13 protein-coding genes and 3 pseudogenes are annotated in these 15,161 nt (G+C 62.5%); 13 read left to right on the forward strand and 3 right to left on the reverse strand.

The annotated features are described in order from the left end of the window. Positions 1 to 7: 7 nt before the first annotated feature. Entirely contained in the window at positions 8 to 1,081 is a 1,074-nt protein-coding gene (locus EH165_RS06595; protein WP_164479139.1) for a peptidoglycan-binding domain-containing protein, read from the reverse strand. A 480-nt stretch (positions 1,082 to 1,561) separates the two neighbouring features. Between EH165_RS06595 and kynA the strand changes: the two genes are divergently transcribed. The 5 genes and pseudogenes from kynA to priA all read left to right on the forward strand — a co-directional run bounded on the left by kynA (position 1,562) and on the right by priA (position 5,391). Beyond that, positions 1,562 to 2,413 carry a tryptophan 2,3-dioxygenase gene (gene kynA, locus EH165_RS06600; RefSeq protein ID WP_124798675.1) on the forward strand — a complete coding sequence of 284 codons (852 nt, stop codon included), beginning with the start codon at positions 1,562 to 1,564 and terminating at the stop codon, positions 2,411 to 2,413. 3 nt (positions 2,414 to 2,416) lie between these two features. Then, positions 2,417 to 2,770, forward strand: coding sequence for a hypothetical protein (locus EH165_RS16815; protein ID WP_124798677.1), 354 nt, complete (start codon positions 2,417 to 2,419; stop codon positions 2,768 to 2,770). Continuing rightward, positions 2,683 to 3,264, forward strand: a complete 582-nt coding sequence (locus EH165_RS06610; RefSeq protein ID WP_124798679.1) for a PaaX family transcriptional regulator — start codon at positions 2,683 to 2,685, stop codon at positions 3,262 to 3,264. Before EH165_RS16815 ends, EH165_RS06610 begins: the two co-directional genes overlap by 88 nt. 14 nt (positions 3,265 to 3,278) lie before the next feature. Further along, positions 3,279 to 4,567, forward strand: a pseudogene (gene kynU / locus EH165_RS06615) (kynureninase). A gap of 98 nt (positions 4,568 to 4,665) precedes the next feature. Further along, positions 4,666 to 5,391 carry a bifunctional 1-(5-phosphoribosyl)-5-((5-phosphoribosylamino)methylideneamino)imidazole-4-carboxamide isomerase/phosphoribosylanthranilate isomerase PriA gene (gene priA, locus EH165_RS06620; RefSeq protein WP_124798680.1) on the forward strand — a complete coding sequence of 242 codons (726 nt, stop codon included), beginning with the start codon at positions 4,666 to 4,668 and terminating at the stop codon, positions 5,389 to 5,391. A 39-nt stretch (positions 5,392 to 5,430) separates the two neighbouring features. On the opposite strand, the gene EH165_RS06625 is transcribed toward priA, so the two are convergent. Then, positions 5,431 to 5,940 carry a hypothetical protein gene (locus EH165_RS06625; RefSeq protein WP_124798682.1) on the reverse strand — a complete coding sequence of 170 codons (510 nt, stop codon included), beginning with the start codon at positions 5,938 to 5,940 and terminating at the stop codon, positions 5,431 to 5,433. Positions 5,941 to 6,093: 153 nt separating this feature from the next. On the opposite strand from EH165_RS06625, the gene hisF reads away from it, so the two are divergent. Both hisF and hisI read left to right on the forward strand, forming a co-directional pair. Beyond that, positions 6,094 to 6,891 carry an imidazole glycerol phosphate synthase subunit HisF gene (gene hisF, locus EH165_RS06630; protein ID WP_124798684.1) on the forward strand — a complete coding sequence of 266 codons (798 nt, stop codon included), beginning with the start codon at positions 6,094 to 6,096 and terminating at the stop codon, positions 6,889 to 6,891. Further along, on the forward strand, positions 6,891 to 7,283 hold the full coding sequence (hisI, locus tag EH165_RS06635; RefSeq protein ID WP_124800354.1) for a phosphoribosyl-AMP cyclohydrolase: 393 nt from the start codon (positions 6,891 to 6,893) through the stop codon (positions 7,281 to 7,283). The genes hisF and hisI overlap by 1 nt, the downstream gene beginning before the upstream one ends. Here the strand turns inward: hisI and EH165_RS06640 are convergent. Next, positions 7,256 to 8,026: a GNAT family N-acetyltransferase gene (locus tag EH165_RS06640; RefSeq protein WP_124798686.1), complete on the reverse strand. Its 771-nt coding sequence runs from the start codon at positions 8,024 to 8,026 to the stop codon at positions 7,256 to 7,258. The two genes, hisI and EH165_RS06640, sit on opposite strands and share 28 nt — an antisense overlap. 63 nt (positions 8,027 to 8,089) lie before the next feature. Here EH165_RS06640 and EH165_RS16135 point away from each other — a divergent pair. The 6 genes and pseudogenes from EH165_RS16135 to lgt all read left to right on the forward strand — a co-directional run bounded on the left by EH165_RS16135 (position 8,090) and on the right by lgt (position 14,894). Continuing rightward, positions 8,090 to 9,708: pseudogene (locus EH165_RS16135) on the forward strand (anthranilate synthase component I). After that, entirely contained in the window at positions 9,705 to 10,397 is a 693-nt protein-coding gene (locus tag EH165_RS06650) for a Trp biosynthesis-associated membrane protein (RefSeq protein ID WP_164479141.1), read from the forward strand. Before EH165_RS16135 ends, EH165_RS06650 begins: the two are co-directional and overlap by 4 nt. A gap of 242 nt (positions 10,398 to 10,639) precedes the next feature. Further along, positions 10,640 to 11,449: an indole-3-glycerol phosphate synthase TrpC gene (gene trpC / locus EH165_RS06655; protein WP_206426141.1), complete on the forward strand. Its 810-nt coding sequence runs from the start codon at positions 10,640 to 10,642 to the stop codon at positions 11,447 to 11,449. A 169-nt stretch (positions 11,450 to 11,618) separates the two neighbouring features. Next, positions 11,619 to 12,856, forward strand: a pseudogene (trpB, locus tag EH165_RS06660) (tryptophan synthase subunit beta). Beyond that, complete coding sequence (gene trpA / locus EH165_RS06665; protein WP_124798690.1) at positions 12,856 to 13,707, forward strand: tryptophan synthase subunit alpha; 852 nt, start codon at positions 12,856 to 12,858, stop codon at positions 13,705 to 13,707. The pseudogene trpB and the gene trpA overlap by 1 nt, the downstream one beginning before the upstream one ends. After that, positions 13,704 to 14,894 (forward strand): prolipoprotein diacylglyceryl transferase, encoded by a 1,191-nt coding sequence (lgt, locus tag EH165_RS06670; RefSeq protein WP_239020742.1) that lies wholly within the window; start codon positions 13,704 to 13,706, stop codon positions 14,892 to 14,894. Before trpA ends, lgt begins: the two co-directional genes overlap by 4 nt. The last annotated feature ends 267 nt before the right edge of the window (positions 14,895 to 15,161 follow it).

A 15,161-nucleotide genomic window follows, 5' to 3' on the forward strand; every position in this document is an offset into this window, starting at 1 on the left:
GCCAGAGTCAGCACTGCGCTCCCTGCAGCCGCTGCCACGTTGCAGCATCCACCTGGCCGCTGGCGGGGAGGCCCTCATCCGTTTGGAACCTCGTCACAGCCTCCCGCGTACTGGCGCTGTAGGTGCCCCAGACGGCGTTGACATCGGGAATCTTATAGTTCAGTTTGTTCGCCAAGACCCGCTGCAGTTCCCCCACCCAGGCTCCGGTCGACCCGTCGGTGATGACCGGAAGCGTGTCAATGCCAGCGGGACAGAGGCACGAGACGTATTCCCTGGCTGTTTCCGGTGTCGTGCCCCTAATGAACGAGTCCGGTGCAGCCGCCAGTCGCGCCGCACACGCGGCGTACTTGTCCGGGAAAGGCCCCGCGTAGGCAACGATCGTGTTGGTCTGAGAGGAGAAGATCTGGCACGACCCCCCAGTGCTCGCGACCGAGATGTTGGCGGGCAGTTCGTTCGCCGCGCGGAGTTGGGCGACCAACGCCTCGAAGTCGGCATCGGAGACAGCCGACGCGACTTGGACGATATAGCCGCTGTTGCAAGCGATCTCGCGGTCTGGACCGCCCCGGCCGTAATTCAGCGGAGCATCCATGCTGATGGGCGCCGTTGTCTCTGCGCTCGAGGTGAGGCTCGCAGCGGAAGTGGCCGCGTCAGCGCTGGGCACGCTGGCCTGCGCTTCGACCGTGACGGTGATTTCGGTGGTGGCGATCGGAGCTGCGGACTGCGGCGGTGCGATCGCATTCGCCGACGTCGCCGAAGGAGCCGAACGCGAGGTCGGCGTGGTCTGAACTGTCGAGGTAGATGAGGTACGGGAGGGTGGCGCGTCAGGCAGCGCCACCGACTTGGCGCTCTTGTTATCGACGACGACGAAAACAATGGCAACAAGGACGGCGACTACCGCAAGAGCTGCGAGGGCGCCCACGATCCACCCCGCGGTGTTCGTTGGTGTGGTGCGTTCGGGCTCCCAGTTGGCTACATCCATGAACGCTTCGCCGTTCCCGGTTTCCATGCCTGCCGCTGTGGAGCCGGCCAGCAAATCTGGGGATTGAGCGGACTGGGCGGGGACCTCTGGCAGATTCGGCACGCCGCGGATACCTGGATCCGAGATCCAACTCGGCGATTCATAAGGGTGCCAGGCGACTTGTCCGGGAAGGGGTGCAGCGGCCGAAGCAGACGGTTGATCCTCAAGGATTCCGCTCGGGGATCCGCCCAGCGATTGATTAACGATCTGAGCGGCGCCGCAGTGGGAGCAGACGGAATCAGAGACGGGGTGAGCGCACATCATGCAGTGCCATGTCGCCATAAGGCTCCTGATCCGCCTTTCCTCAGTGAAGTGGTGTCCCGGCTTGTACCGTGCCTAGTCCATTGTCCCTGACGGATACCGAGGTTGGGGGATTTTCGCGTCGTGCAGAACGCGTTGTTGGCTGATGGCCTTCCCAAATCCCATTTGTGTCGATATTGTGACGATAGTCGAAAAATGACACCAACGCGGACGTACTCTGGTGCGGACCTGCGGGCCCGATTTTCTGCGCATGGGCGATACCGACACGATCGAGGGAGCGTCATGACCGCAGACAACACGAGGGCGATTGAAGAGGGCGTGGTGCAGGACTTCCGCCAAAACCTTTCCTACAGCCAGTATTTGCACTTGGACGAGCTTTTGGCATCCCAGCACCTGATCTCACGCCCTGAACACCACGACGAATTACTTTTCATCATCCAGCACCAGACGTCAGAGCTCTGGCTCAAACTGGTGCTTCACGAATTGAGATCGGTCCGCGACTGCCTCGCCGTCGACGAACTTCGTCCGGCGCTCAAACAGCTGGCTAGGGTGAAGCATATTCAGCGGACGCTCACAGAACAGTGGTCGGTTCTAGCGACGTTGACCCCCACGGAATATTCTCAATTTCGCGGTTTTCTGGGAACCTCATCCGGCTTTCAGTCGCATCAGTACCGCGCCGTGGAGTTCCTACTCGGTAACAAGAATGCACCGATGCTGAAGGTCTTCGAACACGACCCGGCAGTGCACCGGATGCTGGCGGAATTGTTGGAACAACCCAGTATTTACGACGAGTTTCTCCGCTACCTCCATCGGCACGGTCATGATATTCCCGAGTCCATTTTGACCAGGGACTTGACGACGGCGCACGTGTTCACCCCCGAGTTGGTCACGGTCTTCCGCAAGATTTATGAAAACGCCACGGACCAGTGGGAGGCGTACGAGGCCTGCGAAGAGTTGGTGGACTTGGAGGAGAATTTCCAGCTTTGGCGGTTCCGTCATATGAAGACGGTGGAACGAACAATCGGTTTCAAACGCGGCACCGGCGGCTCCAGTGGTGTTGATTTTTTGCGAAAAGCCCTGGATCTCACGTTCTTTCCGGAGCTGTACGCAGTCCGCACCGAAGTCGGTATGTAGGGGATGGTCGCCACGGCCGGTTCACTGCTGCGTACTTTCATCGGAGTACACCTACGGGATCTCGGTGGCTGGATAGCCGCGGCCGATCTGGGTGTCCTTTTGGCCCAGGTAGGCTCCACCGCTACCGCGACCCGGTCGGCAATTGCGCGCGCCAAAACCACAGGTCTGCTGGAATCGGCCAAACGGGATGACCGAGTGGGTTATCGGCTCACCGACGGCGCGGCTGTGATGCTGGCTCGGGGGATAGGCGTATTTACGGCTACCGGCAAATGGACTCGCGGGATCCGTGGATGTTGGTGGTGTTCTCGGTACCGGAGCAGCATCGGCAGCTGCGCCATCAAATCCGCACCGAGCTGACGTGGCTGGGTTGTGGCCTGCTCGCTCCGGGTGTGTGGGTGGGGCCGGGACATCTTGCGGGCGAAACCCGGGAGGTCCTGAAGGAGAAAGGACTTTCCGAGCACGTGACGATCATGCTCGGCGACGCCCCAGACCCTGCCATGCCACTGCGTGAGGCAGTTCTACAGTGGTGGGATTTCGAAGAATTGAGTCAGCGGTATGACGATTTCCTCAACGAATTTTCCCCGCTCTCCGTCCACTTCGGCCAGCGAGCTGACGAAGTCTTTGCCCAGCACCTGCTAGTCGTCCACGCCTGGCACGGGATTCCCTACCTCGACCCGGCGCTACCTTCGGAGCTGCTGCCAGCTTCCTACCGCGGGGCGGCTGGGGTCGCGTTGTTTGCCCGCTTACAAGAACTGCTCGGTGCCACCGCCCGAGAGCACGTCCACGCCGTCGTCGGTTCGGCGGCGCAGATCGAAACCCACCATGCAGCAACGACAATGGAGCCACAATGACGGCAGTAAGTGTGATGGACACGAGCGAGGCCTACGCCCGCAAGCTTGATGCAACTGACGAATTTCCGACTCGCCGCTCTGAGTTCACGATTCCAGCTGCAACCGGGGGGCTTACCCCGAAACCTCCTATATGGCAGGCAATTCGCTGGGTGTTCAGCCGTTACGGGCACGCGATCGGGTGCTCACAGAATTGGACGACTGGGCGCGGCTCGGAGTGGAGGGGCACCTCGAGGCAACTCGCCCGTGGATCCCTTCCCACCAGTTGATGCGTGGCCCTACCTCTCGCCTCGTGGGGGCGCGTGAATCGGAGGTCACCGTGATGAACACGCTCACCGTGAACCTGCACCTCATGATGATCAGCTTCTACCGGCCGACAGCGGAGCGGTACGCGATCGTCATTGAGGATTCGGCGTTTCCCTCCGATAGTTACGCGGCACGCAGCCAGGCGTCCTTCCACGGCTTCGATCCTGACGTGGCCGTCATCCGACTGAAGCCGCGGGCTGGCGAAGACTGCTTGCGTACCGATGACGTTCTCGACTTTCTTGCCCAGGAGGGGCACACGGTGGCGATGTTGATGTTTGGCGGTATCAACTACCTCTCCGGCGAACTGATGGAGATCGAAAAGATCACCGCGGCTGGCCACGCGGCAGGAGCGGTCGTCGGTTGGGATCTGGCGCATGCCGCCGGCAACGTCGAGCTTAAATTGCACGACTGGGACGTCGATTGGGCGGCTTGGTGCAACTACAAATACATCAACTCCGGGCCGGGCGCGATCGCCGCGTGCTTCGTGCACGAAAAGCATCTTGCAGATTCCTCGCTGCCGAAGTTGCAAGGGTGGTGGGGTAACCGAGATGAAACCCGCTTTGCCATGGAAGCAGAAATTGACGCCCCGGACACCGCCGATTCGTGGCAGCTTTCCTGTCAGCCGATTCTTGCTTTGGTGCCGGTGCTCGCATCGCTGGAGATGTTTGACGAAGCAGGCTTCGATCGGCTGCGCGCGAAAAGTGTTCGCCTGACCGCATATTTAGAATCGTTGCTGGACGCCATCGGTCAGGACGCTCCGATCAAGATCATCACTCCGCGGGACCCGGAGCGACGTGGCTCCCAGCTCTCAATCCGGGTGTCGGGGTTGGATGCGGGCGACGTATCCAGCTGGCTCCGGCATGAGCACGGCGTGATCGCGGATGCCCGAAAGCCCGACGTTATTCGTTTCGCACCTGCGCCGTTCTACTGCACTTTCCACGATGCGTGGCGCGCTGCTCAAGCCCTGCTGGCGGTGGTGCGGGACCACGGACAGGCCTGATTAGCAGAGCTTGCCAGGCCAGCTCCCGTCCGGGCCGCAATCGCGGCCCTGACGGGAGTTGGCTCGGACCGTGCCGGGGGCAAAGTAGTCTAAGGCGCGTGCGATTCGAACTCCTGCCCGCAGTTGACGTGGCCGATGCCCAAGCTGTTCGCCTGGTCCAAGGCCGAGCCGGAACGGAGACCTCCTACGGCTCGCCGCTGGAAGCTGCTCTGGCGTGGCAGCAGGACGGCGCCGAATGGGTCCACCTGGTTGATCTAGATGCCGCATTTGGCCGTGGTACCAACGCGGATCTGCTCGCCGAGGTCGTCGGCAGGCTCGATATTAAGGTCGAGATGAGCGGCGGCATCAGGGATGACGAGTCCTTGGCGGCGGCGTTGGCCACCGGCTGCACGCGCGTCAATATTGGCACCGCAGCCTTGGAAAACCCCGAATGGTGCGCCAAGATTATTAGCGAATTCGGGGACAAGATTGCAATTGGGCTCGACGTTCGGGGATCCACCCTGGCCGCGCGTGGTTGGACCCAGGACGGCGGCGACATCTGGGAAACCATTACCCGCCTGGAATCTCAGGGCTGTGCGCGCTATGTGGTCACTGATGTGACCAAGGACGGGACACTCCTCGGCCCCAATATTGAGCTGCTGCAAAAAGTGTGTGCGGTAACCAAGGCTCCGGTTGTAGCTTCTGGCGGAATCTCGAGCCTGGACGACCTTCGTGCCCTGGCAACGCTGCGGTCGCTGGGGATCGAGGGCAGCATCGTGGGGAAAGCGCTGTATGCGGGCAACTTCACCCTGCCCGAGGCGCTGCAAGCCGTCGCCGGGTACTGACTCTTGTCCCGGTCGCGCGCCTGCACCGCCCGCCTGGAGCTACGGGTGCAGGGTTGCGCGAATAGCGTCGAGTGCTGTCTGCGCCGCCTGCTGGGCCTGTACCTTTTTCTCCTCGTAGTCCTGCGCGGACGTAGCTTCCCCCGCGAGCTCGGCCGCTCCGAGCGCGCGAGAATATCGAGCCTGTATTCGTTCCTGAACCTCATCCAGCGTGGGAATACCGGTGACGGCTGACCCCACGAGCTCTACGGGGTCAAAACCTTGAGTGCGCGGCGCGGCCACCGGCGCAGCGGTGACCGGGGATGGCGGCGGGCTGAGCGGGGTTGGCGTCAGGTTCGGTGGTGAGGATTCACCAGGTGAATCTGGAGGTGGCGCAGGTACTTGAGGGATATCCGGGGTTACGGGCACCGAGTGAAGCAGGGCGCCGACGCGGACTGCCACACCGGAGTATGCAGGGCGAATCGTCAAGGCAGCGACAACAGCCTGGACGAATTCGGCGTCGGAGAGCTCCGCCAGGCCGAGGACGGCGGGACCCGAGAAGGGGGTGTTCATGATGAATGCACCTTCCATAACGTTGCACAGCAGCATTTTTTGGTGCTCGTCTCCCACAGGATGCTTCATCAGTAGGAGGGGGGCAAGAGTCGGCTGGCGGCCAAGACTGCGAAGACGCCGAATTCTGTTACCGGAAGCAGATAACCTAGACGGATGGCTGTGGCGATCCGCGTGATTCCGTGTCTTGACGTCGACAATGGACGGGTGGTCAAGGGCGTCAACTTCGTCGACCTCGTTGACGCGGGGGACCCGGTGGAAATGGCCCGGTTCTATGACGCCGAGGGCGCTGATGAGTTGACGTTTCTCGACATCACCGCCACCAGCGACAATCGCGACTCAGCTTACGAGATGATCCGGCGCACCGCCGAACAGGTATTTATCCCATTAACGGTCGGCGGCGGCGTGCGCGAGGTTGCCGATATCGACGCGTTGCTCCGCGCTGGCGCGGACAAAGTGTCCATTAACTCAGCCGCTGTGGCGCGTCCGGAATTTATCGCCGAGGCCGCGAGGCAATTCGGCTCGCAGTGCGTGGTCCTCGCCGTGGACGCACGTAGGGTGCCCGCCGATTCGCGCATCGATCTCGCCTCGGGTTTCGAGGTCACCACCCACGGCGGTCGCCGCGGCACCGGAATCGATGCCATTGAGTGGATGGCTCGCGCAGAAGAGGCCGGGGCGGGGGAGATCCTGTTGACGTCGATGGATGCGGACGGTACCAAGGCCGGCTTCGACACCGCCATGTTGGCAGCTGCCCGAGCTGCTGTGCGGGTTCCCCTGATCGCTTCCGGTGGCGCGGGGGAGCTGGATCATTTTTGCGGCGCGGTTGACGCCGGCGCGGATGCGGTGCTGGCCGCATCGGTGTTCCACTTCGGTAAATTCAGAATTCACCAGGTCAAGGACAGTCTCGATGCGCACGGCCTGACGGTGCGCCACACGCCGGTACCCGCACGATGATGCCCGTCCACGACCAGGCGGCGCCTACTGAAGAGCCCCTCGATATCAGTGAGATCTCCTTCAACGAAGCGGGTCTGGTGTGCGCTGTGGCCCAACAGTTCGACACCCTCGAGGTACTGATGGTGGCGTGGATGGACGAAACCGCACTACGGGCAACGCTGACAACCGGGACAGCCACCTACTTTTCACGCTCCCGTCAGCGGCAATGGGTCAAGGGAGAGACCTCCGGACATACCCAGCGAGTGCTGCAAGTTCGCTACGACTGCGACGGTGACACCGTGCTGATGCTGGTGGATCAGCAGGGCGCGGCCTGCCACACCGGCAGCCGAACGTGTTTCGACGGCAGGGTTCTCGCTGCGCCGAGCTACACGCTTGAGCCAGACTTTCGGTAGTACTCGTACTGGTGTTGCACGACGAATCCGGCGCCGCGGTAGAGGGCCAGCGCGGCGGCATTGCCTGCATCCACCTGTAAGTACACCGAGTGCGCGCCCCGCTGGCGCGCCCACCCGGCGAGTTCGGTCAGAACGTGACTGGCAATGCCGCGCCTTCGGTGCTGCGCCGCAACAGTAACGGCGGTGATACCAAGCCAGCCGTCAGTGACGATTCCGCGCGCTACAGCGAGCAGGCTGTCCGTGACGGTGTCTGTGAGGGTGAGGAACACGGGCGAATCTGCCCGGGTCAGTACGGCCAGTGCGCCCGGCGGCAATGGAGCACCGCGATAGAGGTATCCGCTGAGCCAGCGGTGGTTGGGCGCGGCGGCAAATTGGGCGGGGGGCAGTGGGCGACCGCTGACAGCGGGCAGACCCGCTATCGAGGTAGTCAGGACGTTCGTCAAATCCTCTGCGCGCCAGCCTCTTTCGATCAAAGAGGGAGCCAGCGGGTGGGGCGTTGCAGCGGTGAAAGGCAGCTGGAATTGCGGTGGTAGCTGAGCTCGCGAATAGAACTCATCAACAACCTCGAGGGCGTCATCGAGGGGTCTATCGGCCGCGCCGAGGGGGAGTACCGAGTTAGCGCGTCCGGTGAAGCCGGAACCTGCTCGAAGGAGCCACTTGCCAACATGCGCGGTGTGGGTTCCCTGCCAGCCACATGCAGCGATGGCCTCGAGGTCCAGCATCGAGATCTCGACAATTTTCACACCGAGATCGTACGGTCGCTGCGGATGGGTCAGCGGCCGCTGCGAGCAGGGGACAATAAAGCTATGCACGTAGAAGGAGCACCCGGACAGCCAGTGATCGAGAAAGACACCCCCCGCAAACACCCGGGTCAGACCCCGCGCACGCTAGGGGAAATTCGCCCCACCCGGGAGGAGTTTCGTCAGTTGGCCCGAGACCGGCGGGTGATCCCGGTAACGCGCGTTTTGCTCGCCGATTCGCTCACGCCGGTGGGCCTCTATGCAACACTGGCCCGCGAGCGCCCCGGTACCTTCCTGCTGGAGTCGGCTGAAACCGGTAAGTCATGGGCGCGTTTTTCCTTCGTGGGAGTTAACTCCGCTGCGGTACTGACTGAGAAAGACGGTCAGGCACAGTGGCTCGGCCGGATGCCCGCGGGTCTCCCCTCGGGAGGCGATCCTCTGACGGCTTTGGCCGAATCGTTGCGCCTGTTGCACACGGAACCGCTGGCTGGGCTGCCCCGCTGACAGGCGGGTTGGTGGGGTACCTCGGCTACGACATCGTGCGCAGACTCGAGAAGATCAACGGCGGCTCGGTAGACGAATTGCACATTCCCGAACTGGCGATGATGCTCACCACCGACCTCGCGGCGCTTGACCATCACGAGGGCACGGTCACTCTCATCAGTAACGCTATTAACTTTGACGCCAGCGACGCCCGCGTGGATGAGGCATACGACACCGCGATCTCTCGACTGGACGCAATGACGGAGCAACTTGGCGAGCAAGTCCCGCTCCCCGTCATGGTGTTTTCCCGCCCGGTGCCGGTCATCACCAAACGAACCACGTCTTCGGAGTATTTCGAGATGGTGGAAGCCGCCAAGGAACACATCAGGGCGGGCGACGCATTCCAGATCGTGCTATCGCAACGCTTCGATATGGATACGAGCGCGAGCCCGCTCGACATCTACCGGACGCTGCGCGCTACCAATCCGAGTCCTTACATGTACCTGCTGCAGGTACCGAGCGAGGATGAGAGCGCGCCGCCCGTGGCCATCGTGGGCTCGTCGCCAGAGGCTCTCGTGACAGTGCGGGATGGTCAGGTGACCATGCACCCCATCGCCGGTACCAGAGGGCGGGGCGCCACGGACGAGGATGACGCGCTGCTGGCCAAGGACCTGCTGTCCGATGCCAAGGAACGCAGCGAGCACGTCATGCTGGTGGATTTGGGGCGTAACGACCTCGGTCGGGTGTGCAGCCCCGGTAGCGTCCGGGTGGTGGACTTCTTCACGGTGGAGCGATACAGCCATGTCATGCACATCGTATCGACGGTGACGGGACGGCTCGCCGCTGGCCGAAATGCCTTTGACGCCTTGAAAGCCTGCTTCCCGGCCGGCACGTTGTCCGGCGCGCCCAAGCCGCGGGCCATGCAAATTATCGACCAGCTGGAGCCCGCAAGGCGTGGTAGCTACGGCGGCATCGTTGGCTACTTCGATTTTCACGGTGACGCAGACACCGCAATTACAATCCGCACCGCGTTGGTTCGGGGCAACAAAGTGCATGTCCAGGCGGGCGCGGGAATTGTGGCAGATTCAGTGGCGGCCAGCGAGGATGCCGAATGCCAGAACAAAGCCGCCGCGGTTACTTTCGCGGTGGCCGCTGCCAACACCTTGCGTCCAGCAGCGAGTATCACCGGGCAGCCGGAATGACGCCGCAGCTGCCGCATCCGGCCGACTCTGGCAAGCCTGCACCGGGCGAAGCCACCTCCGGCGCCCCGAAGCGTGCAAAGCCATCCTCTGTTGCTCTGGCAATCACAGCCCTCGTCGTAGGCGCTGCGCTGAGTGCCGGTTCTGCCGCTGTGAGCTGGGTGTCGGCCACGTTTGCCGACGAGCTGCAGGGCAAATTGGACGTCACCAGCAAAGGGCCTACGGCGTTGCTGCCCCTCTCGCTGGCAGCACTTGCGTCGTTGGGAGCGGTGTTGGCCAGCCGCGGCTGGCTTCGCCGGGTAATCGGTGGAGTCATCGTGGTGGCCGGATTGATTCTCCTCTGGCTCGGAGGGCGCGGCCTCATCGATCCCGCGTCCGCGCTGCGCACCGATTTTGCTCGGCCGGTGGAGGCGGTCGGCTCGCCAGTGTCTTTCATCCTCGGCCCCATGATGGCGGTCATCGGAGGGCTGCTGGTGGCGGTTGCAGGTTTACTGGTGGTGACCGGCCCGGCAAAGAAATCGGCGATTGGCTCGCGGTACGAACGCAGATCTGGCACTGCCAAGGATGTGACTATGGACCAAGATTTGGACGGAGTGGCAATCTGGAAGGCGCTCGATGCGCATCAAGATCCCACCGCCGATGTCGCAGGGCTACCTCAAGGTGACGGCGACATCCCATCCGGTGGTCGGTAGGCCGTACAGGGTGTGCGCAACGGTGCGAGCTCATCGTGTTGTTCGGTGGCGACCCTACTGATGGCGGTGGCAATGGCGCCCCCGCAGGCGCGCTAGCATGACGTGAAACGGGTGTCGCCCTGCGTCATCAACATGAATAACCGGTGGTACCGAGCAACGGATGACGCGGTCCTAAGCGTTGCCCAAGGATTTGTACAAGTTGCGCGAAAAACAACCTTTGATCTACCCAAGGAGACGAGCCCGTGAGCGTGCTGCAGTCAATCCTCGAGGGAGTGCGGGCCGATTTGGCGGTCCGAGAATCCGCACTCCCCCTGTCAGATGTCAAACTTGCTGCCGCTCGGATGGCCCCTCCCAGGGACGCAATTTCGGTGTTGCGTGAGCCGGGAGTCGGCGTCATTGCCGAGGTCAAGCGTGCCAGCCCGTCCAAGGGGTCGCTTGCCCAGATAGCTGACCCCGCAGCTCTTGCTGCGATTTACGAGGACGGCGGAGCGCGGGTGATATCGGTGCTCACCGAGCAACGCCGATTTGGCGGTTCGCTCGCGGACTTGGACGCTGTCCGCGCGGCCGTCACGATTCCGATCCTGCGCAAAGACTTTGTGGTCAGCCCCTACCAAGTGCATGAGGCGCGCGCCCATGGCGCCGATCTGGTGTTGCTGATTGTGGCCGCTCTGGACCAGAACGTGTTGCACGGTCTGCTCGATCGAGTGGAATCGTTGGGCATGACCGCGCTCGTGGAAGTGCACACCGAGTCCGAGGCCGACCGCGCGTTGGAGGCTGGTGCCAAAGTGATCGGTGTCAACGCCCGCAACTTGAAGACCCTGACGATCGACCGGGACGTCTTCGCCCGGATTGCACCGGGACTTCCGAATGACGTGATTAAGATCGCCGAGTCCGGAGTCCGTGGGCCCGCGGATCTTCTGGCCTACGCCGGAGTCGGCGCTGATGCCGTGTTGGTCGGTGAGGGTCTTGTGACCAGTGCAGATCCACGTGCGGCCGTCGCCGACCTGGTGACAGCGGGGTCACACCCTTCTTGCCCCCGACCCACTCGCTGACGCGAACACGGTAGTTTGAGGTATCAGTCCTGACCGCCCTGGCCCGGAATCATTTTCAGCAACCGCGGAGCGTATCTCGCATGAGCACAGCAGTGCCCACTTCCTCCCCGAACACCCCAGCACACAGACTGTGCCCGCACTCAACTTCAGTGCGCCGCGCGCTGATGGGTTGCCCAGACCCTCCGATGGGATAACCGGCACCAGCCACGACCCGGATAGCCGAGGGTATTTCGGAAGCTTTGGTGGCCGCTGGTTGCCGGAGGCCCTGGTCGACGTCATCGATGAGGTCGCCGAGTCCTACCGCAAGGCCAGACGCGACCCGGAGTTTTTGGCCGAACTGGATCGCCTCGCGGAGACGTACGCGGGACGCCCCAGTCCGATCACCGACGCGATCCGGTTGACGGAATTGGTGGGCGGGGCCCGGATTTTGCTGAAGCGCGAAGACCTGAACCACACCGGCTCCCACAAGATCAACAATGTCCTGGGCCAGGCTCTCCTTGCTAAGCGGATGGGCAAAACCCGGGTCATCGCCGAGACAGGTGCTGGTCAGCACGGGGTCGCGACCGCTACCGCCTGCGCGCTGTTTGGGCTGGAATGCGTGGTGTACATGGGCCGCGTCGACACCGAGCGGCAAGCGCTCAACGTTGCGCGAATGCGGCTGCTCGGGCGGAAGTTGTTGCAGTGGAGTCGGGTTCGGCCACGTTGAAGGACGCCATCAACGAAGCCTTCCGGGATTGGGTCGCGCACGCGGACAACACCTTCTATATTTTCGGCACCGTAGCCGGCCCGCACCCGTTCCCCGTGATGGTGCGCGACTTCCAGCGCATCATCGGCCTAGAGGCTCGCATGCAGGTTCAACAACTCACCGGTAGGTTGCCGGACGCGATTGCGGCCTGTGTCGGTGGCGGCTCCAACGCTATCGGGATCTTTCACGCATTCCTCGATGATCCGCAGGTGCGGCTAGTCGGCATGGAGGCCGGTGGTGACGGCGTCGAAACCGGTCGGCACGCGGCGACCATCACAGGCGGCCAGATCGGCGTACTGCATGGCGCCCGCTCCTATCTCATGCAGGACGATGAGGGTCAGATTATCGAGTCCCACTCAATTTCGGCCGGTCTTGACTACCCGGGCGTGGGGCCGGAGCATTCGCACCTGGCTGAGATTGGCCGCGCCGAATATCGGCCGGTAACCGACGCTCAAGCGATGGAGGCATTCAAGCTGCTCTCTCGCACCGAGGGCATCATTCCGGCAATCGAAACTGCCCATGCGGTGGCGGGCGCTCTTGATTTGGCGCGCGAAATCGGCCCGGATGGAATCGTGTTGATCAACGTGTCGGGCCGCGGCGATAAGGACATGGAGACAGCGATGAAGTATTTCGAACTGACCAAGGCGCAGGGGGCGAGCTGATGTCTGCTCCGGCTTCTTCGCTCGATCCAGCGCGCGATGCCGCGCCCGCCCGGGTGTCACGACTGCAAGAAATGTTCGACGCGACGAAGGCTGAGAACAGGGCGGCGCTGGTCGGATATCTCCCCGCGGGATATCCGAATCTGTCCACGTCCATCGATCACTTCGCGGCGCTGATCGACGGTGGTTGTGATCTTGTTGAGGTGGGGCTGCCGTTCTCTGACCCGGTGATGGACGGCGGGGTTATTCAAGCTGCCGCAGAAGCGTCGCGACGCAACGGTTTCCGGATTGCCGATATTTTCACGATCGTGGAAAGCGTGGCACGACGGGGAGGTCGCGCCGTGGTCATGACCTATTTCAACCCCGTCCTTGCCTACGGCGAACAGGCCTTCGCGCGCGATCTTGCTGCCGCTGGAGGGCTCGGCGTCATCACCCCCGACCTGATCGTTGACGAGGCTCCGCAGTGGCTTCGGGCATGCACCGAACACCAGATCGATCCGATTTTCCTCGTCGCACCGTCCTCGCCCAATGAGCGGATCGCGTTGACGGCCGAGGCGGCGCGCGGCTTTTTGTATGCGGCTTCCACCATGGGAGTTACCGGGGCAAGGGATACCGTGTCTTCCGCGGCTCCTGAACTCGTCAGCAGGTGCAGGGCCCTGACCAACATGCCCATCGGAGTGGGGCTGGGCGTTCGGACTCCCGACCAGGCAGCTGAGATTGGCGCCTTCGCAGATGCCGTCATCGTCGGGTCTGCGTTCACCAGCGCCGCCGAGCAGGGCTCCGCAGCGGTGGCGGTGTTGGCGTCCGAGCTCGCCGCGGGTGTGCGGCGGTCCCAGCGACCGACAGCTTCATGAACCACGTTCTGATGGCGACCGCCGATAGTTTCCACCTTGCTTCGTTTCCGAGCCCCAGCAGGGGCGTCATCCAGCTCGGCCCCGTCCCGCTGCGGGCCTACGCGGTGTTCATCATCATCGGTATTGTGGTGGCGATCCTGTGGGGTAACCGTCGGTTCGTTGCCCGCGGCGGTCGCCCAGGCACCATCACCGATGTATCGGTGTTCGCGGTGCCGTTCGGCATTGTGGGTGGACGGCTCTATCACGTCATCACCGATAACCAACTCTATTTTCGGCCCGGCCGAAATCCCTGGCGCGCCTTCGCAATTTGGGAGGGGGGACTTGGAATCTGGGGAGCCGTCGCACTGGGTGCGGTGGGTGCCTGGCTCGGTTGCCGCCGGTATGGAATACCGCTGGGTTCCTACGCTGACTCGATTGCGCCCGGCCTCGTACTCGCGCAGGCGATTGGGCGCGTCGGAAACTATTTCAACCAGGAACTCTTCGGCTCACCGACCACGATGCCCTGGGGACTCGACATCTTTGTTCGCACTCCCGGCGGAGTTGCAGGGGGTATCGGGGGCAATACTGGCTGTGAGTTCCCACCCGATTACGTCAAAGCGGTGCCTGAGGTGTTGTGTGGCACGTTTCAGCCAACATTCCTTTACGAATTGCTGTGGTGCCTCGGTGTTGCTGCGCTGGTGGTGTGGGCCGATCGCAAGTTCCAGCTCGGAGGAGGGCGGGCGTTCGCGCTCTATGTTGCGGGCTACACACTAGGGCGCGGCTGGATTGAAACGCTACGTTCAGACCCGGCGAACCATTTCCTTGGCTTACGCATCAACGTGGTGACGTCAATTGTGGTTTTCCTTGCCGCCGTAGTGTTCTTGGTCCTTCGCCGTACGCCGCGCGAGGACCCCGCGACTTTGCAGAAGGGCGAGGCCGGCCCATCCACTGCTCCAGCGGACGGGAAGAGCACTGCCGAGGATGCCGAGTTTGCCGCCGACTCAGCGCCAACTGAGTTCGCCGAACCCGCGTCCGTATCCCCCGGAGCGGTGAAAACTGCATCCTCTGGTGCAGTAAAAACCGTCCCCCCCGGTGCAGTAAAAACTGACGAAACGTCGGCTGCTACCACAGATCTTGCGGCTCCCCAGGGCGACGAAGTTGTGATCCTGTCGAAGACACCATCAGGCCGGGACACGGATAAGAGTTAGCCAGCGCGCCTTGCCGGCACTCCCTGTGGCCACGTCGTGTCATAGTGGGAAATCCCTGTGTATCTCGTGTTCTGAACATGTGTGTCTACTACCGGGGTGCTGGTAATCTTTGAGGGAGTGAGGCCACCGTCGTCCTGATTGATTTGCTGCATAAGAATTTACTGCTGCCCAAGGACGACGCACAGCTGATCCTGTCGCGCTCGACCTCGATGGTGTGCCAATGGCGTCGGCGAGAAACTCATCCTTGTCGTGGTCTTGGCCAATGCC

Origin of the sequence: Nakamurella antarctica (assembly GCF_003860405.1) — a bacterium.
In the GTDB taxonomy this organism is placed as follows: Bacteria; Actinomycetota; Actinomycetes; order Mycobacteriales; family Nakamurellaceae; genus Nakamurella; species Nakamurella antarctica.

Coding starts and splice junctions, on each gene's coding strand:
- kynA (WP_124798675.1), top strand. CDS start 1,562: ATGACCGCAGACAACACGAGGGCGATTGAAGAGGGCGTGGTGCAGGAC.
- EH165_RS16815 (WP_124798677.1), top strand. CDS start 2,417: ATGGTCGCCACGGCCGGTTCACTGCTGCGTACTTTCATCGGAGTACAC.
- EH165_RS06610 (WP_124798679.1), top strand. CDS start 2,683: ATGGACTCGCGGGATCCGTGGATGTTGGTGGTGTTCTCGGTACCGGAG.
- EH165_RS06625 (WP_124798682.1), bottom strand. CDS start 5,940: ATGAACACCCCCTTCTCGGGTCCCGCCGTCCTCGGCCTGGCGGAGCTC.
- hisF (WP_124798684.1), top strand. CDS start 6,094: ATGGCTGTGGCGATCCGCGTGATTCCGTGTCTTGACGTCGACAATGGA.
- hisI (WP_124800354.1), top strand. CDS start 6,891: ATGCCCGTCCACGACCAGGCGGCGCCTACTGAAGAGCCCCTCGATATC.
- EH165_RS06650 (WP_164479141.1), top strand. CDS start 9,705: ATGACGCCGCAGCTGCCGCATCCGGCCGACTCTGGCAAGCCTGCACCG.
- trpA (WP_124798690.1), top strand. CDS start 12,856: ATGTCTGCTCCGGCTTCTTCGCTCGATCCAGCGCGCGATGCCGCGCCC.
- lgt (WP_239020742.1), top strand. CDS start 13,704: ATGAACCACGTTCTGATGGCGACCGCCGATAGTTTCCACCTTGCTTCG.